Source organism: Vibrio sp. 10N.286.51.E5 (assembly GCF_041469125.1).
Taxonomy (GTDB): Bacteria; Pseudomonadota; Gammaproteobacteria; order Enterobacterales; family Vibrionaceae; genus Vibrio; species Vibrio crassostreae_C.
In genome coordinates this window covers 25,398-47,746 of record NZ_JBFRJZ010000016.1, presented here as the reverse complement: position 1 = coordinate 47,746, position 22,349 = coordinate 25,398, and the positions used below count along the sequence as shown (strand labels likewise).

Sequence of the window (22,349 nt, the reverse complement as noted above, 5' to 3'; positions counted from 1 at the left end):
ACTTTACGGGGTCACTTCATCTAAGCAGGCTTTTTCTGCTTGCTAGACAGCTTGAGCCGTGAGTTGTTTCAGCAAGCGATCCATCGCGCGATAGCCTAGCGCTTCTGATAGATGTTTCTTTTCGATCTGCTCGTTACCGTCAAGGTCGGCAATGGTTCGTGCCACCTTAATAATTCGATGATAAGCACGAATCGATAAACCCAAGCGATGTAGTGCTGTCTCAAGAAACTCAGCATCTTCGCGTCGCAGTGGGCAATACTTCTCAATTTCTCGGCTACCTAACAGTGCATTCGATTTATGGTTGCGAGATAGCATTAACTCTCGCGCCTGCCTAACCCTTTGCTTAACTACTTGAGTGGTTTCACCGCGATCACCGCCTTCGGCCAACATTCCTTTTGGCAACAGAGGTATCTCCAATGACATATCGAACCTATCCAGCAAGGGCCCAGATAAGCGATTGAGGTAACGCAGGATGATCTGTGGGTTGGCGCGCGCCTGGTTACCTTCGTAATAACCCGTTGGACTTGGGTTAAGTGCACCGACCAATTGAAAACGCGCAGGAAAACGAGTCTTGCCCGCAGCACGGGAGATAATGATCTCGCCCGACTCTAGTGGCTCTCGTAATGAATCAAGCACCTTGCGCTCAAACTCCGGCATCTCACAACTTTCCCCAAAAGAAGAAATTCGTCAAAACAAATTAAGCAATTGTTAATAAAAAAAAATTAAAAACAAACCGCCTTGAAAGACAACTGATCATGGTCAAAAATTAATAAAGACTACAACTGTCACTGGAGTTTAGTAGTGAATGTAAAGCAACTAGAGAAATACCCAAAACTTGAAGCAGTGCTTTCGCCATCATTTAGAAATGAACTCAAGCAGATACTTCATGAAGTAGTACCAAACAAATTCCACTCCTACTTGAATATTTATTCGCTATTCATCACTCTCACGGAATGCGAATCAAATTATACAGGCTTAGACATTTTAAATAGTGAAGAAAAGCTAAATAACCAACTACAGTCGCTTACAGGCTTTATCTGTTCTGACATCATCGAGCTAGGCAAGGCAGCCCAATACCAGAAAATAAGGGGGTTTAAGAAATGCTTTACCGCACTAGCAAAAAAAAGCTCATTGACCATAACACCAATTTCAATATCTCTAAGTAAACCAACTGGCGACATGTTGCATTGTAAGCAACGTTTTAATACCCAACCTATCGATGAAGCAATTTTAGACTACTACAGCGGGTGGACATGCCAAAGCAAGGAGGGTAAACAGTTTAACTTACACCTTGCACCATTTCGAGACGGCTTTGGTGCTGAAATGACGAATATCATCCACAAGACAATTTGTAACTATGCCAAAACACAAAAAGCCACAAGGTTACAAAACACCTCGACCCAATTGTTCACTCTACTTAACTTACTACCAATGCATTGCTCAACCCCAGCTCAATTAGAACATCAATTAAAGCCGCATTACTCTGTAAGATTAATGGAAGAGGTGATGCTCAATTATCTTATGGCACAGCAGATCAAAAATAATGATGCTAAAATTTCGATAATACAGTGGCGGAAAATGATAACCACCTTTACTCAATGCTTTATTGAATCTGGTGTATTCCCTCCCCCTTACACCGAATTTATTATTCCTGAATGGCGAGAACCGAAAAATAACCAACATAGTATTAGTGTTGGTGGTGGGATGTCCGAGGCCGAAATACAACGCTGGTTAGTCAATATACCGCTCACAATAAAAGATGACCAAGCACTTGAAGTCATCCATCATCGGTTAAACCAAGACCTCAAACATATTCGAATTAAAAGCCATTCAATAGTCGAGTGTGTTAAGCAACGTCATCAACGAAATGTAAATTACATAAAGAACGGAAGAGTTAAACCTCTCCCCAAAAAAGGAACGCTCCCGAAAGGTTTTCCTATAGGAGCTCGCCACCTCACGAATACGGTAGCAACTTTTTATCATCATGGGGTTCACGCAACGAGTAATTACCTATATTTTTTAGGCTACTATGGACAGAGTGCAACGCTAGCAGAGGAGCTCAACCTCCCGACACTGGAAACATTGAATGCGTTTGTTGCATTGTTGATATTGGAACACCCTAAGATCACCCCTGCTTGGTTAGACCAATGGAGGTTATTCGATAAGCACGGCAATCAAGTTGGCTTTTTTCAAAGCGGTAAACAGTGGCTCATTCAATCATTAAAAAACAGGAAAGGGGCATTATTGGCGCAGCAAGAGATAATTTTAAACTCTTACTCTAAATCCCTAGTCGAAGCATTGATTGAACATACAGCTTTCTCAAGAGAGACATTGAAAAAATGGGGGAATAATGACTACCACTTCATGTTGCTGTCATGCTCTAGTGCGACCAAAGAACCAAGACTTTATGAAAGGCTTGGTGATTCATTAACCGAAAATAGACGTTACCACCAAAAATTAGCCTTAGCATCTTTTGACCCTACCCCCCCACGATTGCCTTTCACACAGAGCCTCAAAGAATTCTCACAAATAACCCGAATTCATCCCACTGTTATTAATCGCTTACTGATACAGAGCGAGGCTCACGCCTTAGCGCAAATAGTCACCCCTCGCGCAATTAGAAAAAGCCGAGGATTACAGATTTACCTTGAGACCCGCTCTTTACGGGCAGTTTCTGAGGCGCTAGGGCATGCCAATGTAGACACTAAACTGTTAGGTAAGTACCTTCCCGCCCCACTTATGGATTTTTTCAATACCCGATGGGTTCGCCAGTTCCAGAATGCAATAATCTATGAAGCATTGAAAGACTCACCATACTTGTTTGATGCCCTTGATTTTGATGAACGCAAGCTAGCTGAATTTCTAGATAACCATGGATTAGGCATCTTGCATGATCATTTAATCGAAGCAAAAGAGCAGGCATGTCTCACCACTACAGATAAAATTAATGAGCTTGTGTTCACGCTTTCAACACCATTATTTCAAGTGTTGATTGCGTTACAGCAAGTAACTACTAATGCTCATATTGATGATACTTTTAAACCTGAGGTAGAAAAATGGATTGAGGTCGCTGAATTTATCCTCTGTCAATTTTCGACCACAGGAGACAATAGAAAACTCTATAACGGTGATAAAGAATGTGAAGCGTTATATAGCAATGCATTGGCGAACCCTCTGCCGCTTGCTCTTTTTAAGGAGAGCTTATTATGTCGCTAAAATTAATTGATGCCATTGCTAATGGTGATAAAGCCTTGTCAAAAATGACTAAAGAAGAGTTAATTGAGATGCATCATACCTCTATTGCTAGAGGCGACTTTAGGGCATTACGCATTACGACAAATGAATTTACCGGACTGTATGATTACGATGACCATAAACCATACTGGTTATGCTCTGATTTCAAAGCCCCTGTCTGGCAAATTGTAATCAATAGAGGTGAAGGAAAAAAACCATTTTATCTCACTTTCGATTGGCAAGCTGTTGTGCTAGATGATGGCTACCCCTTAACAGACCCAAGCCATTCACCTTTACTGTTAGCATTTAAGTACTGGATGACTGCCGTCGATAACCCTCGCTACAATGGTGGAAAACGAGTTAAAGGAAGTACGTTATATACAAAAATAAGTAGTGTCAGAGCACTGATAAATACACTATTACTACATAGCACACATCTAAAACTATCAGAGCTGCATTTATCTGGATTGACTCAAGAATTTCTATTAGATGTATTTGTTAAGCTAGCTAGGGTAGGAAGCATCGTCGATGGATTGTATGAACATAATAAGCGTGTAACGGCATTATTACGCGAGCATATTCCCAGCGTCAGTAATAACAATGCTAAATACTTTGCTGCGAAGTACCCTTACATCACCCGTCATTTAACCCCTGATGAACAGACCCTTGGCTTGTCACTCTCCGAGCGTATTAAAGCATGCTGTTGGCTTCACCGTATTGGTTATTATCAAAATAAGAATGGTGAATTCAAAATATCTAACACTTCAGGAAATCAAGCTTCACTTTCACCGTACCTCTATGACGGTAAAATCCTTCCTTTACCAATGCTATTCCCAGTTATTAATGAGCTTAGACTCCAACCCGAAAATACCAATACTGAATACAATGCAGTACCTCACTCCGACACCTCAAAAGGAGTTAGTGAAGCCCGATTACTTCAGCTACTTAAAGAGTTACCTTTGTTGCATAGTTTTCGGGATAAAGAAGGGGTGAGCCAATGTCCAGTCCATGCCCTAAAAGACGTCAACCTTAAACGCATCCAGCAACATGCTACTATAAAAAACGCAGGTAGATTCAAAACATTACCAGTAAAAATGGTCTTTGATCTCACCAGACAAACGTATGAGTTTACGAAGGATAATCAAGACCTTATCCTCAACTCCGTTTTGTCAGTAGTTAAAGAGCTACAAACGAAAAGTACCAAACCTTACTCCAACCCCAATTACATCCATTCTCAATATAAAGGACAGCCCTCTATAGTCAGCTCAAGTGAGCGACAAGAATACTTACGAACACAAGCTCTTGAGTTAATAGCACCAGAGTTGAATGTATCAAACGTGAAGGAAATTAACTTCCCAAGCTCCACTACGGATAATGTATTCACACTGCGTCGTAAAAATCCAAGCTTACTCAACCTCTATAGTGTGCTCATAGGTTGTATTCAGGTATTAACAGGCATCATTATGGCAAAACGTCAAAATGAATTGGTAAGCCTGAAAAGTCACGGCAACCTCGAACCAAATGTTGATCCCGCTAGCATAAAAGGTCAACAGAACGAATTTTTCCTCAAAGCGAAATTAAAAAAGTCTGGTGATGGCGGTAAATTAGAACGTAATGCCACTATCAAGCGCCCTATTCCTCGGTCTTTTGCTATCTTAATATGGAAACTAGAGCAATTTAATCAAGCCATAACAAAGGAAAAATGCAATCGCAGCCCATTGGCGTTATTTAACTTTATACACACTCACACCATGATGATTGAGCAATGTAATGAAAATAGCTACAACATACATTTAGATACTGTCTGCGATTTTTTTGAAACGCCATTAGTTAATTTTGGCGGAGGGGATATACGTCGATATTACGTACGTCAGCACCAATTAAGACGATTTTTTGCAATGGTATTTTTTTGGTCAAAAGGCTTCGATGGGCTTGACTCCTTAAGGTGGATGTTGGGGCATACGGATATAGAACACTTGCACCATTATATTACTGAAAATGAATCGGGAGCAGTATTAAATGGTGTAAAAGCGAGCTATTTACGAGATGCAATGGAAAGTAACAAGCTAGAAAATATAGACTGCTTACGTAAGTTGATAGCAACACGTTACGGAGTTAACGCCTCTGATATCTCGTTAAACAGCATAAAGGACGCAGTTACTATTTATGGTGACGAAGATGATTACCAAACCCTCCCTAAAATTGAGATATTACAAGAGCAAGAGCAGCTAGAGTCCTATATTTTAGAATTACTCAATGATCATGTAATCAGTTTAGAGCCTGAGTTTTTTTCAGTTTATCAAGGTGATAGGAAAATAAACGACTTCTCATTGACCCTACAAATCAAGGAATTGGATTAAAGGCAGTGTCATGGCATTACAAAAAAACCAACAAAAAGTTATCGAAACAAAAGCTCTATTGCTTGAGGTGATTAAATATCCTACTTCATTTAAAGATGACGCTAATCTAGCAACAGCATTAAAGACTCAAGCTAAATTAGCAAAGTATGAAAATAACGAGCGCCATATCAGCTTATGTTCACTTAACACATTTAAAGCCAATTCTGAGTCATTACTAGACCGTGGCTTTACTGAGATTGATGAACTTCGTATCAATGCCAAAGATGCGATAGAAGGCGCTATCATGGGGAGTAAGTCACTAAAGGATACAAAGGCTAGATTACGTCATAACATAGATGTATTAAAGGCTGAGAGAGATACCTTAAAAGAAACGAACTTCCTTCTGAGTATGCTGATAAATGAACTACGCGGAGAACTCAAAGAAATAGCACACTCAACAGACACCGTTCAGCAACGACAGGAAAAGTTCACACATGTAAATAAAGTTGTTGAAGCAAAGCTCAGCTTTACAAAAGTAAGGTCTATAAATGCCAGTATCACTATTGAAGAGCTTTGAATGTTGGGATTACTACTCACCACTCGATAATAAGCTGAAAGTTGTAGATGCCAACGACACACCGTTTATTACCTACGATAATGGTATGCCATGCTTCGAAGCAAATATGTACATGCACAAGCAATTAAGAGAAGGGAAGTCCCGAAAGCTTGGTGGTGGGACATTGAAAGCTTTTGCAAATCAAATCATTCACTTGGTTCATTTTTGCTTTAAAAACCAACTTCAATTCAGTCAATTAACAGATTCAACCTTTAGATTATTCGTTCAGGGGCTGCAAAGTGAGCGTGATAATATTGGTGAACTAAAACGCAGCAATAATCGAGTACGTGATATCGCACATCGCTGTCTCGACTTTTTACAGTTCGTGCAACACTGCCATGATCTTGATAATTTCATTGGTATACGGAAAGAGGACGCCATTACAGTACAAATAAAGTCGCACAAAATACCGATTGAAGGACATAAACGTAAAATTGAAAAGAAGGTCACAACTCATAGCTGCATACCATCTAAAGATGCAGTTAAAAAGCGCTTCCCCGTTAGTGAAGCAGCAGCTCTAAAGGTATGGGAACATATAATAAATCAAGAAAATAGAGAAAAGCGCCTTCGCGATATTGCGTTTTACCAGTGCCTAGAGCAGCTCGGGGCTCGTATCAACGAAATCTTATATATAACCATTGACGATGTTAAGCGTGCCACTGTATCAGATAGCAACCCGCAGCTGAGGTTAACTACATTAAAGAAGCAAGGCAACAAAGCTCGCAGCATTCCCGTCACTCACGCACTACTGGCCACAATCAAGGAATACATTAACAAAGTAAGAAAAAAGGTGATAAAGCGTACCATTGGAAAAAAAAGTGATCATGGCTATTTATTTGTATCATTGACTACAGGGCAAAAAATCTCTAGTGACACATTTATCAATCAAATGAATCAATGGAAGAGAGAGTTGAACATTGAAGGTGAACTTCACGCCCACCTATACCGCCATGCGTTCATCACCAATAAATTGATTGAGATTATATTGCAGCATAAAGAAATAAACTCAGCTGATAAATTTAGGGAGAATTTACTTAATACTCAAAAATTTAAAATGCAATTGCAACAATGGACAGGTCATACACACCTCTCTTCTATAGATACCTATATTGATCTCGCTTTCGCCGACATTAATGGCTATACCGAAGCCTATAACCAAGTTCAACTTAAGGACTCAGTGAAGTTGATCCAGAGACAAGTCTACCAAGTAAAGAAACAACTAAAAGACAAAGAAATAACGCTATCAGAAGGGATTCTTAGGTTTGACAACATATTGAATGCTTTTGAAAAAGATATTAACAACTCCACATTGAACATTAGTTAAAGTAGAAAAATGCGAATTAAATTAAGTATGGTGAGGGCAAATATTGATGTAAAAGACAGTAAGCCTGATAGATTATCTTAGACTACACAGAGAACAAGCCTCACTGAGACCTCTCATTATTCTTCATTTTTGTCGATTAACTTTGACTTCGGCCTATGGATTTTATCAATCATAAAGTGCATCCCCAAAATAGTAGTACACAAAATGTTAAATACAACGAACATATACAAGGCAACAAGAATGTATTTAAACCAATCTGCCATTTCAGAAGTTAATATCGCAATGTTTCCGCTTGTTAACTGGACAAAACCACCTACGAAATACATAAAAATACTCATGAAAGCTAAGTAACCAAACAGGTATGTCAAAAACTCTCTTCGGGACAAAAGCTTGTCGACAGTCTTACCACGTTTTTTCACTCTAATTTTTGGTGGAATGCCCTCCATCTGCTCATCCATTCCTTCTTTCTGGAATGTGGCAACAGCAGCCATCGAAGCTATGTAAAAACCCGACAATATTTGGAGAATCCCGTTAACGAGTGAGATGATGCCATCTTTACCTATCAAAGCCACTGGTTTAGGAAGAACATACAAACAAGCTGCGCACACGATTGCCAATATGGCAGGAAGTACCACATCAAACCACAACTTTTCAGCGTGATTGATACGGATATAATCCAGTGGTTTGAACAGCTTATCGAATACTATCATTTGCTCATTCTTACATCTTCATTAAGTAGTTAACCATCTTCCCACGGAGTTCTTCGTGGATTTCTGGCTCACATTGCTGAATGTTATCGCCTAGGATAATTCTCTCCGACTTCCCGAAGAGTCCATCGGCAAAGTCTTCCTCACGAGTACTTATGTTTAGAGACTTTTGCTTATTATTTGCATCTTGATAACGAACCATCAAGCGGGAGTAGTTCTGGGCATTAGTTAATTTTGCAACCTTCTTAATCAAATCAATAGCTGGTTGCCCACGCTTTCGGGGGGACTTGATGATGATAGCTTCTTGTTGTATCTCTAACTCACCTTCTTCGTCCATCTTGTTTTCTGCTTTATACTTTACGGCACTGAAGCCAGAAATCTTTCCTTTCTTCATGATATCTTCGAGTTTTTGCCCAGCATTAGTATCAATTTTTACTTGTGGACGACACTTTTTCGTACGCCCAGTATTTTCATCTCTAAACTCAAAGTTTGTGCACTCTCTTAACATCGAAGTAAGGGCACTATTAATCACCGTTTTGGTTATTCCCCCAACTTCCTCAAGAACAGCATTATGAACAGTTGGCATGGCCTCGTTAATAGGGTTGATTTCAATAGTAAAGTGAGCTGTTACTGATAGCCCTTCACCATCTTCTTTTACCACTGTGCGTGTCAAGCCTGTTTCCATATGCCCGAATGACGGATTAGAAGCTCTTGAGTCTGTATATTGGAGAAGAAGAGTAATAGCCCCTTTTCCCTTCCCTTCTTCCTCATAGTCCGAATAAGAAAAGTCGGATATTCGAAGCTGAGCAGTATCCCTTCGCATGGTGTAAACAGCTTTATCATTTTCAATCATCAGCTTTAAATACGGTAAACATTGCTCAAGTGTCATGATTGGCGCATCAACCGGATATGGGTTTAATGCAAAGGTTGTCTCAAGAATGAATCGTTCCGTTTCTAATAATAGCATTGCTTAATCCAGAATTCGTTAAACTACTGGTATTTGAGCATAAATTTGGATACCAGTCTTTTTTTTACATCAATATTTCCATAGTTTGGAGAAATAATACTGTCCCCAGTAAATAAACTTATCTAGTAAGATCTGAGTTTTAAAGCTCATAATCTTCATAGTGCCTAGTTCGATGACACCAAGCAAAAGTTCGAGCCTCTCCAATACCGTTCGCAATCACTTTAGAAGACTCAAGTCCAATTCCCCTCCGATGTAACAGTCTCAAGAGTATCAACATGCTGTTGTAAAGTAAGTTATCCCTTGCTCTTCTTCGAAAACAAACTTGGTTTTTTCATGTGAATAAAAATATCTTGTCTCAATACTAGTGCAATTGCCGGAAGTGAGGACTAAAGCATTTAGCCCCTAAATCCTAGATAATAAATAAACTATAAAGTTTACAAAACAAAAAACTATAAAAATAAACAAATTAAAATCAGATAGTTACAAAAAAAACATGCGACTTAGTACTGAGGTAAAACTACCTTCGATAACTTTCCATTAGTTACCTTTGGGAAGTGAACTAGGTAAATTTGTAACCTTTATCACTAATTCATTGGAATTCATTTTGGTTTAATGAATTCATTAAACCAAAATGAATTCCAATGAAGAACGAATACAAAAATGGTTATCCGCTTCACTAGATTAATGAATACAAGGAATTTAAGGTATTGAGATACCACGAGGGAAAATACAAGATTCGATCCCATTTATTGAACACACTCTGTATACATATCTATTCATATTACATTTTGATTGATAAAATATTATTGTTGAACTTAGTTGTTGCCATCGCAACTTCGTATAGTAACTAGGGTAATCTCAACGGGTAATGGTTTTATTATGATAAAAAACTCTCTTCATGAAGCACGAGACCTCTTAAAGTCTTTGATTGACAAACTAAAAGAACAAAACGCTGACTTCAACGAATCTCAAACTCGCTTTCATATTATTGATGTTGTAGTGAAGCAATGCTTGAATTGGGAAGGTCAGATAGAGGTAGAGCTGTAGATAACTGGAAACAGTTTGTAAGTGCTCCTTCATACTTTGATTTCGAAGATATTTGCATTGAATGCAGCGATAGCTTTACTAAAGTTGAAAAGCATCTGGCGAGAACAAATAAAAAATAACTAGATAAAGAATACCCGCTCATGTAAAGCCTGATTGTTTGAGTTATCAAAAAGATGCTAGTTCGAAAGAATGGGGGATTAGTAATCTTGAACTATGGCAGTACATGACTACTTCACTGATATTTTATTCAATACTTATGCACCAATTATGTACTCTCGTATATGGTAATACCGGCTAAAGTAGTTAAATTACTGCATAATTTTTATAAAGTTTGTACCCCACATAAAATAACCCTGTTTCCACTTACAAGAAGAAGAGGCTACCAAATTTACATCGTTATATGACAAAATATCGCTTACTTTGTAGTTAATGGGGAAACATCTAAGAACAATAAGCCATTATGCGCTAAAGAGATCTCTCCGGGGCGAGGCACCGAACCACCACCCACTAATGCCGCCATTGAACTGGAATGGTGAGGAGAGCGAAAAGGTCGTTGCTTCCAGTTGTATTGATTGATTTCTTGTTGCGTTAACGAGGCCACCGACGCGGTTTCCATCGCTTCGTCATCACTCATTTCAGGTAATAGGTCACGCAGTCGAGAAGCGAGCATAGTTTTTCCGGTTCCGGGTGGGCCAAGAAACAATAAGTTATGATTCCCAGCAGCGGCTATCTCTAGAGCTCGCTTTCCTTGTTGTTGGCCGATAATATCTTGTAGGTCGCGAAGCACTGAAACATCAGCCTGATGATGTTCCGTTCTATATAGCCCAAGCTGAGCCTGTCCACACATGTCAGCACAAACCTCCAACAAGGTTTGTGCAGATTTATGCGCTCCCTTGCCCACCAGCGCAGCCTGATCACCGTTATGATGTGGGACAACTAAGCATCGCTCTACACTGTCGGCGGCTAACGTCGCAGGCAAAACGCCCTTTACCGAGCGAAGTTCTCCTGACAATGCCAACTCACCGATAAATTCATGTTGAGCTATTTTTGATGTCGGAAGCTGATCTGACGCCACCAAAATCCCAAGCGCGATGGGCAGGTCAAAACGGCCACCTTCTTTGGGCAAATCGGCTGGGGCGAGATTGACCGTGATTCTTTTCGATGGAAACTCAAAGCGAGAATTGATGATCGCGCTTCTCACTCGGTCTTTAGATTCCTTGACCGTTGTTTCAGGTAGACCCACCAGCGTGAAGCCAGGCATTCCGTTGCTTATATGCACCTCAACGGTCACTTCTGGCGCCTCTACACCCACACTAGCTCGGCTATGAATTATCGCGAGTCCCATAACTTTCCTTTGTCTTTGATTTAAAAGTATTCGCTCTGGATATTCGTTGCTCACCAAAGCGATAAGGTTGTTATATAGCTTGGTGGAATGGTATTTTAATGTGAAAAAAGAATGACATTTCCCTTGTCATGCGGCAGATTTGTGTGATAACACTAGAGATGTAGACATTTACTGAAGACAATAAACGAGAAAACTCGAATATTATGATTTTTAACGCTCGCATTTACGCACTGATTAACCTGATTATCGTAGTCATTATTAAGACTGCGCGGGGGCGAGTGGGAAGAAAGTAACCACGAATTAGAAAAAACCCCCGCACTGACAAGTCCGGGGGTTTTTTCTAATTTAAACATTCGATTTTTATATTTTTGAGCATTTTCGGCTTTGCCGATTTACAGGAAGAATGGGAGCACAAGATGTGCAGAGACAAAGGAAACAGTTACCAAAATAAAGGTAATACGGGAGAATTCCGATGAAAGGCGCAGAACTAGTCGTATCCGCACTCAAGCAACAAGGAATTGAGACCGTATTTGGTTACCCCGGTGGTGCCATCATGCCAATCTACGATGCACTCTATGACGGCGGGGTTGAACATATCCTATGTCGCCATGAGCAAGGCGCCGCTATGGCCGCGATCGGCATGGCTAGAGCAACACAAGATGTCGCTGTTTGTATGGCAACCTCGGGACCAGGTGCAACCAACCTAGTCACTGGCCTTGCTGATGCCTTTATGGATTCAATCCCATTGGTTGCTATCACAGGTCAGGTTGCAAGTTCCCACATTGGTACCGATGCATTCCAAGAAATGGATGTGATTGGTATGTCTCTGTCATGTACTAAACACAGCTACCTAGTAACTGATATTGAAGAGCTAGCTCCAACCCTCGCTGAAGCGTTTGTGGTAGCAAAGTCTGGCCGCCCTGGCCCGGTTATCGTCGATATCGCTAAAGACGTTCAACTAGCAGAAGCACCTGTTAACGCTCTTCCTGAATTTACTCCACCCGCAATTCCTGTTGCGACAACTGATGCCATTGAACAGGCACAGTACTTTTTGTCTCAAGCGACCCGTCCTGTTTTATACGTAGGTGGTGGTGTTCAACTTGCTAAAGCAACCGATGCGGTTCGTGAGTTTTTACGCCTAAACCCAATGCCAGCAGTAAGCACACTGAAAGGCTTGGGCACTATCGAACGTGACGACCCACACTACCTTGGCATGCTGGGTATGCACGGCACTAAAGCCGCTAACCTTGTGGTTCAAGAGAGTGACCTGTTGATTGTTGTCGGTGCTCGTTTTGATGACCGAGTAACTGGCAAACTCGATACCTTTGCGCCGCATGCTAAGGTTATCCATATCGATATCGATGCCGCTGAGTTCAGCAAACTGCGTCTTGCCAATGCGCCAATCCGCGGTGACATCAACAAGATCATGCCTCAACTAGAGCTAAGCCAAGACATCTCCTCTTGGGTTCATCACTCTGAAGGTCTTCGTAGCTCATTCAAATGGCGTTACGACCACCCTGGTGATCTGATTTTTGCTCCACTGCTGTTGAAGCAACTGTCAGACATGATGCCAGCAAGCTCTATCGTATCGACTGATGTGGGCCAACACCAAATGTGGGCAGCTCAGCACATTCAGCCTCGCGATCCACAGAACTTCATTACCTCTGCCGGTTTAGGCACCATGGGCTTTGGCTTGCCAGCTGCAATGGGTGCATCGGTTGGGCGTCCTGACGACCAATCTATACTTATCTCTGGTGACGGCTCGTTCATGATGAACATTCAAGAGCTTGGCACATTGAAGCGTCGTCAGATCCCAGTGAAGATGGTACTGCTTAATAACTCTCGTTTGGGCATGGTTCGCCAATGGCAATCGCTGTTCTTTGATGGCCGCCACAGTGAAACTATCTTAGATGACAACCCTGATTTCGTGATGCTCGCGAAAGCGTTCGATATCCCGGGCAAAACCATCACTCGTAAAGAAGAAGTAGAACCAGCATTGAAAGAGATGCTAGAGAGCAAAACCGCTTACCTACTTCATGTTCTTATCGATGAAGAAGAAAACGTATGGCCACTAGTACCGCCAGGTGCTTCAAACAGTGAGATGTTGGAGAACACATAACATGAAAAGATACCTATTAGACATCAAAGCCGATGATAAGCCTGTACTACTAGAGCGTGTTCTTCGTGTTATCCGCCACCGTGGCTTCATTGTTAAGCAAGTTGCGGGCACTCAAAACCACGAAAGCAAAGTGGCGAGTGTTGAGATCATCGTAGACAGTGACCGTCCGATCTCGTTCTTGGTAAACCAAATCGAAAAGCTGTGGGATGTACGTACCGTTGACGTTATCTCGATCAGCCGTAATGAACTGCCAAACAACAACTTACAACAAAAGATAAACGCATAAGGAACCGCAAACATGACAGCTAAAACAGCAGACTATATTTGGTTTAACGGTGAGATGGTTCCTTGGGCAGAGGCGAACGTTCACGTCCTGACTCACGCAATGCACTACGGTACTTCTGTGTTTGAAGGTGTTCGTTGTTACAACACACCAAAAGGGCCGGTTATCTTCCGTCACCCTGAACATGCTAAGCGCCTAAAAGACTCAGCAAAAATCTATCGCTTCCCTATTCCTTACACTGAGGAAGAAATTATGAAAGCGACTCGCGAAACGCTACGCCAAAATAAGCTAGAGTCAGCGTACATCCGCCCTCTAGGTTTCGTAGGTAACGTTGGTTTGGGTGTCTGCCCGCCAGAAAATACTGAGATGGAACTGATCATCGCTGCTTTCCCTTGGGGGTCTTACCTAGGCGAAGAAGCACTAGAAAACGGCGTTGATGCAATGATTTCTAGCTGGAACCGTGCCGCTCCAAACACGATCCCAACCGCAGCAAAAGCCGGTGGTAACTACCTATCTTCACTATTAGTTGGTGGCGAAGCTCGCCGTCATGGTTACGATGAAGGCATCGCACTGAGTGTTGATGGTTACCTTTCTGAAGGGGCTGGTGAGAACATCTTTGTGGTACGTAACGGCGTGCTATCCACACCACCAGCGACCAGTGCGATTCTGCCGGGTATCACGCGTGATTCGATCATGACACTAGCAAAAGACATGGGTTATGAGATCCGTGAAGAGAACATTGCTCGTGAAGCGCTATACCTTGCTGATGAAGTATTCATGACAGGCACAGCGGCGGAAATCGTTCCGGTTCGTAGCGTAGACAAAATTACAGTAGGTGAAGGCAAACGCGGTCCTATCACTGAAAAAGTTCAAGCGGCTTACTTTGGTCTATTCAATGGCACCACTGAAGATAAGTGGGGCTGGTTAGACTACGTTTATCCAGCAGGCCAAACTTCAGAAAACCAAACGCAAACAACTAAGTAAGCAACAGCCAAATATTTTATAAGGATTTAAGCAATGCCAATCTATCGTTCAGCAACGACTACCCACGGACGCAACATGGCTGGTGCGCGCGCTTTATGGCGTGCAACTGGCGTTAAAGATGATGACTTCGGTAAGCCAATCATCGCAGTTGTAAACTCGTTCACTCAATTCGTACCAGGCCACGTTCACCTTAAAGATATGGGTCAACTGGTTGCGGGTGAAATCGAGAAAGCGGGCGGTATCGCTAAAGAATTCAACACCATCGCAGTCGATGATGGTATCGCAATGGGCCACGGCGGCATGCTGTACTCACTGCCATCACGTGAGCTTATCGCGGATTCAGTAGAATACATGGTCAATGCACACTGTGCGGATGCGATGGTGTGTATCTCTAACTGTGACAAAATCACTCCGGGAATGATGATGGCAGCAATGCGCCTTAACATCCCAGTGATCTTTGTATCAGGCGGCCCAATGGAAGCGGGTAAAACTAAGCTTTCTGATCAAATCATCAAGCTAGACCTTGTTGACGCAATGATCCAAGGTGCCGATCCAACCATTTCTGATGAGCAAAGTGAGCAAGTAGAGCGTTCTGCATGTCCGACATGTGGTTCATGTTCAGGTATGTTCACAGCGAACTCAATGAACTGTCTAACTGAAGCGCTAGGCCTATCTCAGCCTGGTAACGGTTCTATGCTAGCAACGCACGCAGACCGTGAAGAGCTATTCATCAATGCTGGTAAGCGCATCGTTGACCTAACCAAGCGTTACTACGAGCAAGATGACGAATCAGCACTGCCTCGTAACATCGCAAACCGCGCAGCATTTGAAAACGCGATGGCACTGGATATCGCAATGGGCGGTTCTAGTAACACCGTTCTTCACCTATTGGCTTCTGCTCAAGAAGGTGAGATTGATTTTGATATGGGCGATATCGACGAGATGTCTCGCCGCGTTCCACACCTATGTAAGGTTGCACCTTCAACGCCTAAATACCACATGGAAGACGTTCACCGCGCTGGTGGTGTAATGGCTATCCTAGGTGAATTAGATCGTGCTGGCCTACTGAACAACCAGACTCGCACAGTGCTTGGTCTAAGCATGCAAGAGCAGCTAGCTCAATACGACATCATGCAGACAGAAGACGAAGCGGTACTTAAGTTCTTCCGCGCGGGCCCAGCAGGTATTCGTACCACCAAAGCCTTCTCACAAGATTGCCGTTGGGATCGTCTTGATGACGACCGTAAAGAAGGTTGTATCCGTACTAAAGAGAATGCATTCAGCCAAGAAGGTGGCCTAGCCGTACTTTCAGGCAACATCGCCGTTGACGGTTGTATCGTTAAGACAGCAGGTGTTGATGAAGAGAACCTGAAATTCCAAGGTCCTGCTATCGTATTTGAAAGCCAAGATAGTGCTGTTGATGGCATCTTAGGTGGCAAAGTGAAAGCGGGCGAAGTGGTTGTTATTCGTTACGAAGGTCCTAAAGGTGGTCCGGGCATGCAAGAAATGCTTTACCCAACCACTTACCTAAAATCTATGGGTCTAGGCAAGTCTTGTGCTCTATTGACAGATGGTCGTTTCTCGGGTGGTACATCGGGTCTGTCTATCGGTCACGCTTCTCCAGAAGCAGCAAGTGGCGGTGTGATTGGTCTAGTAAACACTGGCGATATCATCACTATCGACATCCCTAGCCGTTCGATCACACTTGATGTGCCTGAAGCTGAACTAGAAGCGCGTCGTGTTAAGCAAGACGCACTAGGCTGGAAACCAGAAAACCGTCAGCGTGAAGTGTCTTTCGCACTGAAAGCTTACGCAAGCATGGCGACCAGTGCCGACAAAGGTGCCGTGCGTGATAAGTCTAAGCTAGAGGGCTAGTCTATGAGTGATGACACGGTCAGTCCCCAAAAACAAACTGGCGCAGATTATCTGCGTCAGATCCTGAGAGCGCCAGTTTACGAAGCCGCAATCGTGACACCTCTGCAAGAGATGCCTCGCTTAAGTGCTCGCATTGGTAATCAGGTTCAGCTAAAGCGTGAAGACCGTCAGCCGGTCCACTCGTTCAAGCTACGTGGTGCCTACAACATGGTATCAAGCCTTTCAGAGCAACAGAAAGCCGCAGGTGTGATTGCAGCATCGGCAGGTAACCATGCTCAAGGTATGGCGCTGTCCGGTTCTAAGCTTGGTATTCAAACCACGATTGTGATGCCAAAAACCACACCAGACATCAAGGTTGATGCGGTACGTGGCTTTGGCGGTAACGTAGTTCTACACGGCAGCAACTTTGATGAAGCTAAAGCTGAAGCAGAACGCCTTTCCGCTGAACATGGCTACACCTTTGTGCCTCCATTCGATCACCCATTGGTGATCGCCGGACAGGGCACCATGGGTATGGAAATGCTTCAGCAAAATGGTCACATGGATTACATCTTTGTGCCGGTTGGTGGTGGTGGCTTAGCTGCGGGTGTTGCTGTATTAGTAAAACAGCTGATGCCAGAGATTAAAGTCATTGCAGTAGAACCAGAAGATTCGTCTTGCTTAAAAGCGGCCCTCGATGCCGGTGAACCTGTGGTACTGGATCAGGTCAGTATGTTTGCTGATGGTGTTGCGGTTAAACGCATTGGTGAAGAGACATTCCGTCTTTGCCAACAGTACATTGACGGTCACATTGCAGTATCTAGCGATGAGATATGCTCTGCGGTCAAAGACATCTTTGAAGACACTCGTGCGATTGCTGAACCTTCAGGAGCGCTTGCTCTGGCTGGTTTAAAGAAGTTTGCAGAGCAGAACCAACTGCAAGGCAAACAACTGGCAACTGTACTTTCTGGTGCTAACACCAACTTCCATGGCCTGCGGTATGTGTCTGAACGTTGTGAGTTGGGTGAGAAGCGCGAAGGCCTACTTGCGGTCACTATCCCTGAGCGACAAGGGGCATTCCTAGAGTTCTGTAATATTATTGGTGGTCGAGCGGTGACTGAGTTTAACTACCGCCAAAACGACGAAAGCCTAGCGAATATCTTCGTTGGTGTACGTCTACAAGGTGGACAAGAAGAACTCGAGCACATCATCAATGACCTACGTGACGGTGGCTACCCGGTTGTCGATCTGTCTGATGATGAGATGGCAAAACTGCACATTCGCTACATGATTGGCGGTAAACCATCGAAACCACTGAAAGAACGTCTGTACAGCTTCGAGTTTCCAGAATACCCAGGTGCATTGATTAAATTCCTTGATACCTTAGGTACTCACTGGAATATCAGCCTGTTCAACTATCGTAACCACGGTGCCGATTACGGTCGCGTATTGTGTGGCTTCGAACTTGGTGATGATGATTTAGCTCAGTTCTCAACACATCTACGAGAGCTTGGCTATCAGTGTAAAGATGAAACCGATAACCCTTCCTACAAGTTCTTCTTGTCTTAAGAGTTAACGACCGAATCAAAAAGAGCGAGTATTTACTCGCTCTTTTTGTGGGTGAAGATTCAGCTCAAACTTGAAAAGGATCTTCTCGCTAAGATCATTAGATCGCCTTGCGATGATCCAGCCAATCTTGATGAAGTTGTTCACTCGATCCTAGGTACTTGACCATCCATTCGATCAGCTTATGGTTATCGTCTTTTCGCCACACTAAACAACAATGACTCTGCGGGCTCGGTTCAGGCAGTATTTTCTCCACCAGCAAGCCTTGCTCGATAATAGGTGCAGCAATGTGTCTTGGCATATAACCCACCCCTACTCCATTTTTAAGACATTCAATCGCACTATACCAGTTGGGTAACAACAGGCGTCTTTGATTTGAGTAGTGGCCAGTGTGTCGCTTAGGGAGCACACTAGAGGTATCGTCCAAACATATCGCGGGATATTGGCTAACAAACTCTTCATTGAGGTTTTGCTCTCGCACACACGGATGACTTGGCGACATTACAAACGCCCAATCTAACCGTCCCATATCTTTAACCTCAAAGTCGCCACCAACCGGAATCGCAGAGGTTGCGCCAATCACGATATCCGCCCTGCCCTGTGCAATCGCTTCCCATGAGCCGTTGAATACCTCCATGTTGATCTGAAGTTCGGCAAACTCAAAGGTTTGATAGAACTCTTCAATCATCGGCTTCATCTTGTCGAGCTTCACCACATTATCGAGCGTCAGACGCAAGGTTTTCTTCCAACCTCGAGCTGCTCGACGAGTCTGGGCACTGACCTCTTCCATTTGCCTCAGTAGTGCACGCGCCTCTTCAATGAACAGTTCACCTGCCGGAGTGAGCTCAACCTTTCTCGGTAAACGCCTGAAAAGCAGCACATCCAGTTCTTGTTCGACCTGTCTGACACCATAACTGATCGCCGAGGGCACTTTGTGCAACTGCTCAGCCGCCGCGGTAAAACTGCCCAAGCGCGCTACCGTATCGAGCATTTCTAAAGAGGATTTAGAGAACATAAGCCTTCAAATTTTTTGATTGATAACCACATATTTTAGCGTTTTATTTTATCAGGTCTGAAAAATAGAATGTCAGCATAAATAAACAGGGGCTTTCACTTCTGTATATCAAACAATTTTTTTGATGATAAAAACATCATTACCTTTAGCTTAATGGCATCTTATGAATATTTCTAAATTTCAATTGGTCTACCTTGCAGTTCTTTCAATGCTTGGCTTTATTGCGACCGATATGTACCTTCCTGCATTTAAGGCAATGGAAGTTGATTTCGCAACCGGCCCAGAGCAGATTGCCCTGTCTTTAACGGTATTCCTTGGCGGTATGGCAATGGGTCAGCTTCTTTGGGGTCTGGCGAGTGACAAGTATGGTCACCGTAATACGCTGGCGGTTGGTCTTGTTATCTTTACTGCAGCTTCATTCGGCTTAGCATTCAGCACCGAGGTATGGCATCTACTGACACTGCGCTTCATTCAAGCGATCGGCGTATGTGCTCCTGCGGTAATCTGGCAAGCAATGGTTATCAAGCGTTACTCACAAAGCAGTAGCCAACAAATTTTTGCAACCATCATGCCTTTGGTTGCGCTATCTCCTGCATTAGCACCTCAGCTAGGTGTGTTACTGGCGGATAGCTTTGGCTGGCACAGCATCTTCATCACATTAACCTTGATGGGTGCACTGCTAGTGGCGACAACAATGGCTCAACCAAAAGAAGCGCCTGAAGTAAAACAGACATCGATTAAGACAGACATCAAGATGTTGCTTAAATCAAAGCCTTACATGGGTAATGTCTTAATGTTTGCTTCAGCATCTGCAGCGTTCTTCGCTTACCTAACGGGTATGCCAGAGATCATGGCTCAACTAGGTTATGAAGCAAAAGACATCGGTTTGAGCTTTATCCCACAAACAATCGCGTTCATGGCGGGTGGTTACTTCGGTAAGCAAGCAGTGAAGAAATATGGCGATGGCGTTGTACTAAGAAACCTTATCGGTTTGTTCAGTGTAGCGGCGATGCTTATCTTTATCGCATCACAGTGGGAACTGACGTCAATCTGGCCTCTACTTGCGCCTTTCTGTTTGATTGCTGTCGCAAACGGCGCACTTTACCCAATCGTAGTAAACCGTGCTCTATCAAGCGCTAAACAAAGCCCAGCAACAGCTGCTGGTCTACAAAACAGCCTGCAAATCAGTATCAGTGGCCTATCAAGTGCATTGGTCGCGGCAATGGCTAGCCAAGCACTAAGCGCGACGGGTATTGCCGTTGTGATCTGTTTGGGTGCGTTGTGGGTTGGCTATATTGTTTCGAACAAAGAGCTTTCTGAACACTTCGCGACACCTGACAACTCTCGAGTAGTCGCTGACGAGAAACAAGACTAGTTTCTAAGTTAACGAAAACAAAAAAGAGCGAGATTACTCGCTCTTTTTTTATATCTAGATAAATAAGAAAAAGCCAGTAGCGGTACTACTGACTTTCATTTAAATCATCTTATTTGTTAAGAGACTACTTTTTCTTAGTCGGACGCTGCCAGTCAGCAATCTTACGTTCTTTCGCACGGCTGATAACTAGCTCATTTTCAGAAACATCGCGTGTTACGGTAGAGCCAGCTCCAACGGTAGCACCATTACCAATCGTAACAGGCGCGATTAATTGGCTGTCTGAACCAACGAATACGTCGTCGCCAATGATGGTCTTAAACTTATTCGCACCATCATAATTACAAGTAATTGCACCCGCCCCTACGTTTACACGCTGACCAATTTCAGCATCGCCCAAGTACGTTAGGTGATTCGCTTTAGAACCTTCACCAAGGCGAGTGTTCTTCACTTCAACAAAGTTACCAACGTGCGAATCGTTACGCATGTCTGCACCAGGGCGTAAGCGAGTAAATGGACCAACCGTACAGTCTTCACCAACAGTCGCTCCTTCGATTACGCTGTATGGACGAATAACTGTGTTGTCATCGATCTCACAGTCTTTCAGCACGCAGCCAGTGCCGATAACCACGTTATCGCCAATGCTTACGCTGCCTTCGATGATAACGTTAGTATCAATCTCAACGTCCATACCGCACTGCAGTTCACCACGCAGATCAAAGCGGCTTGGGTCGCGTAGCATTACGCCTTGCTTCAATAGTTTGTCTGCTTGCTCAGCTTGGTAAGCGCGCTCTAGACGAGCCAGTTGAGAGCGGTCGTTTACGCCTTCCACTTCAATTGGGCTTACTGGGTGTACCGCTTCAACTGCACGACCTTCGTCGTGAGCCGCTGCGATAACGTCAGTCAGGTAATATTCACCCTGTGCGTTGTCGTTACTTAGGCCAGACAACCAGCGCTTGAGATCGCCACCAGTCGCCACCATAACGCCAGTGTTGATCTCTTTGATAAGCTTCTGCTCATCCGTTGCATCTTTCTGTTCAACGATAGCCACAACAGGGCCATTACGACGAATAATACGTCCGTAACCCATTGGGTTGTCTAACACGACAGTAAGTAGCGCGATGCCACCGTTTGGTTGAGCGTCTAATAGGTTTTCAATGGTTTCAGGTGAGATCAGTGGAACATCACCGTATAGCACCAATACTTTTTCATCATCAGCAAAGTGTGTAGATGCTTGATCCACAGCGTGACCTGTGCCGAGCTGTTCAGCTTGCAGTGCCCAGTTTACAGATTCTTCAGCTAAGGTAGCCTTCATCTGATCACCACCGTGGCCGTAAACCAGGTTGATGTTTTGAGCGCCTAGACCATTACATGTATCGATAACATGCTTCACCATTGGCTTACCCGCAAGTGTGTGCAGAACCTTTGGTGTGTTTGAATACATGCGAGTGCCTTTGCCCGCCGCGAGAATTACCGCGCTAAACTTCATTGTAAACCTATCCAACGTTATTTTTATTAAGCCGATATTGTAACCGTTTTTGGGCAAAAAATTAAATCGCAATAACCATTTAACCAGT

At 43.4% G+C, this 22,349-nt stretch carries 14 protein-coding genes and 2 pseudogenes; 10 read left to right on the top strand and 6 right to left on the bottom strand.

Annotated elements, in window-relative coordinates:
* Positions 1-42: 42 nt before the first annotated feature.
* Positions 43-660: pseudogene (locus tag AB4161_RS05730) on the bottom strand (ATP-binding protein); the annotation flags it as partial.
* A gap of 141 nt (positions 661-801) precedes the next feature.
* Here AB4161_RS05730 and AB4161_RS05725 point away from each other — a divergent pair.
* From AB4161_RS05725 to AB4161_RS05710, 4 genes are read left to right on the top strand one after another with little or no spacing between them, the layout of a single operon-like run.
* Positions 802-3,216 carry a hypothetical protein gene (locus AB4161_RS05725; protein WP_141925947.1) on the top strand — a complete coding sequence of 805 codons (2,415 nt, stop codon included), beginning with the start codon at positions 802-804 and terminating at the stop codon, positions 3,214-3,216.
* A complete protein-coding gene (locus tag AB4161_RS05720) occupies positions 3,207-5,594 on the top strand; it encodes an integrase (RefSeq protein ID WP_372082987.1) in 2,388 nt (795 codons plus the stop codon). The genes AB4161_RS05725 and AB4161_RS05720 overlap by 10 nt, the downstream gene beginning before the upstream one ends.
* Before the next feature lie 10 nt (positions 5,595-5,604).
* A complete protein-coding gene (locus AB4161_RS05715; RefSeq protein WP_141925943.1) occupies positions 5,605-6,150 on the top strand; it encodes a hypothetical protein in 546 nt (181 codons plus the stop codon).
* Positions 6,122-7,513, top strand: coding sequence for a site-specific integrase (locus AB4161_RS05710; protein ID WP_141925941.1), 1,392 nt, complete (start codon positions 6,122-6,124; stop codon positions 7,511-7,513). The genes AB4161_RS05715 and AB4161_RS05710 overlap by 29 nt, the downstream gene beginning before the upstream one ends.
* Before the next feature lie 116 nt (positions 7,514-7,629).
* On the opposite strand, the gene AB4161_RS05705 is transcribed toward AB4161_RS05710, so the two are convergent.
* From AB4161_RS05705 to AB4161_RS05695, 3 genes and pseudogenes are all read right to left on the bottom strand, one after another.
* Positions 7,630-8,223, bottom strand: a complete 594-nt coding sequence (locus tag AB4161_RS05705) for a hypothetical protein (protein ID WP_141925939.1) — start codon at positions 8,221-8,223, stop codon at positions 7,630-7,632.
* Between the two features lie 10 nt (positions 8,224-8,233).
* Positions 8,234-9,187 carry a hypothetical protein gene (locus tag AB4161_RS05700; protein WP_372082986.1) on the bottom strand — a complete coding sequence of 318 codons (954 nt, stop codon included), beginning with the start codon at positions 9,185-9,187 and terminating at the stop codon, positions 8,234-8,236.
* Positions 9,188-10,664: 1,477 nt separating this feature from the next.
* Positions 10,665-11,579 (bottom strand): annotated as a pseudogene (locus tag AB4161_RS05695) (YifB family Mg chelatase-like AAA ATPase); the annotation flags it as partial.
* A gap of 472 nt (positions 11,580-12,051) precedes the next feature.
* Between AB4161_RS05695 and ilvG the strand changes: the two are divergent.
* Genes ilvG through ilvA form a run of 5 tightly spaced genes read left to right on the top strand, consistent with a single transcriptional unit; the run spans position 12,052 to position 18,388 of the window.
* Positions 12,052-13,698 carry an acetolactate synthase 2 catalytic subunit gene (ilvG, locus tag AB4161_RS05690; RefSeq protein ID WP_102321080.1) on the top strand — a complete coding sequence of 549 codons (1,647 nt, stop codon included), beginning with the start codon at positions 12,052-12,054 and terminating at the stop codon, positions 13,696-13,698.
* 1 nt (position 13,699) lies between these two features.
* On the top strand, positions 13,700-13,984 hold the full coding sequence (gene ilvM / locus AB4161_RS05685; protein WP_017055442.1) for an acetolactate synthase 2 small subunit: 285 nt from the start codon (positions 13,700-13,702) through the stop codon (positions 13,982-13,984).
* 12 nt (positions 13,985-13,996) lie between these two features.
* Positions 13,997-14,965: a branched-chain amino acid transaminase gene (locus tag AB4161_RS05680; RefSeq protein WP_372082985.1), complete on the top strand. Its 969-nt coding sequence runs from the start codon at positions 13,997-13,999 to the stop codon at positions 14,963-14,965.
* A 33-nt stretch (positions 14,966-14,998) separates the two neighbouring features.
* Positions 14,999-16,840 carry a dihydroxy-acid dehydratase gene (gene ilvD, locus AB4161_RS05675; RefSeq protein ID WP_017066753.1) on the top strand — a complete coding sequence of 614 codons (1,842 nt, stop codon included), beginning with the start codon at positions 14,999-15,001 and terminating at the stop codon, positions 16,838-16,840.
* 3 nt (positions 16,841-16,843) lie between these two features.
* Entirely contained in the window at positions 16,844-18,388 is a 1,545-nt protein-coding gene (gene ilvA, locus AB4161_RS05670; protein ID WP_372082984.1) for a threonine ammonia-lyase, biosynthetic, read from the top strand.
* A 97-nt stretch (positions 18,389-18,485) separates the two neighbouring features.
* Here the strand turns inward: ilvA and punR are convergent, their stop codons facing one another.
* Complete coding sequence (gene punR / locus AB4161_RS05665) at positions 18,486-19,400, bottom strand: DNA-binding transcriptional activator PunR (RefSeq protein ID WP_017058788.1); 915 nt, start codon at positions 19,398-19,400, stop codon at positions 18,486-18,488.
* 163 nt (positions 19,401-19,563) lie between these two features.
* Between punR and punC the strand changes: the two genes are divergently transcribed.
* Positions 19,564-20,775, top strand: coding sequence for a purine nucleoside transporter PunC (punC, locus tag AB4161_RS05660; RefSeq protein WP_017063021.1), 1,212 nt, complete (start codon positions 19,564-19,566; stop codon positions 20,773-20,775).
* Positions 20,776-20,899: 124 nt separating this feature from the next.
* Here the strand turns inward: punC and glmU are convergent, their stop codons facing one another.
* Positions 20,900-22,261: a bifunctional UDP-N-acetylglucosamine diphosphorylase/glucosamine-1-phosphate N-acetyltransferase GlmU gene (gene glmU, locus AB4161_RS05655; RefSeq protein WP_372082983.1), complete on the bottom strand. Its 1,362-nt coding sequence runs from the start codon at positions 22,259-22,261 to the stop codon at positions 20,900-20,902.
* Between the last annotated feature and the right edge of the window lie 88 nt (positions 22,262-22,349).

What these genes read in the sequence shown, in the direction of transcription:
- AB4161_RS05720 (WP_372082987.1), top strand. Translation starts at nt 3,207, where the DNA reads ATGTCGCTAAAATTAATTGATGCCATTGCTAATGGTGATAAAGCCTTG.
- AB4161_RS05715 (WP_141925943.1), top strand. Translation starts at nt 5,605, where the DNA reads ATGGCATTACAAAAAAACCAACAAAAAGTTATCGAAACAAAAGCTCTA.
- AB4161_RS05710 (WP_141925941.1), top strand. Translation starts at nt 6,122, where the DNA reads ATGCCAGTATCACTATTGAAGAGCTTTGAATGTTGGGATTACTACTCA.
- AB4161_RS05705 (WP_141925939.1), bottom strand. Translation starts at nt 8,223, where the DNA reads ATGATAGTATTCGATAAGCTGTTCAAACCACTGGATTATATCCGTATC.
- AB4161_RS05700 (WP_372082986.1), bottom strand. Translation starts at nt 9,187, where the DNA reads ATGCTATTATTAGAAACGGAACGATTCATTCTTGAGACAACCTTTGCA.
- ilvG (WP_102321080.1), top strand. Translation starts at nt 12,052, where the DNA reads ATGAAAGGCGCAGAACTAGTCGTATCCGCACTCAAGCAACAAGGAATT.
- ilvM (WP_017055442.1), top strand. Translation starts at nt 13,700, where the DNA reads ATGAAAAGATACCTATTAGACATCAAAGCCGATGATAAGCCTGTACTA.
- AB4161_RS05680 (WP_372082985.1), top strand. Translation starts at nt 13,997, where the DNA reads ATGACAGCTAAAACAGCAGACTATATTTGGTTTAACGGTGAGATGGTT.
- ilvD (WP_017066753.1), top strand. Translation starts at nt 14,999, where the DNA reads ATGCCAATCTATCGTTCAGCAACGACTACCCACGGACGCAACATGGCT.
- ilvA (WP_372082984.1), top strand. Translation starts at nt 16,844, where the DNA reads ATGAGTGATGACACGGTCAGTCCCCAAAAACAAACTGGCGCAGATTAT.
- punR (WP_017058788.1), bottom strand. Translation starts at nt 19,400, where the DNA reads ATGTTCTCTAAATCCTCTTTAGAAATGCTCGATACGGTAGCGCGCTTG.
- punC (WP_017063021.1), top strand. Translation starts at nt 19,564, where the DNA reads ATGAATATTTCTAAATTTCAATTGGTCTACCTTGCAGTTCTTTCAATG.
- glmU (WP_372082983.1), bottom strand. Translation starts at nt 22,261, where the DNA reads ATGAAGTTTAGCGCGGTAATTCTCGCGGCGGGCAAAGGCACTCGCATG.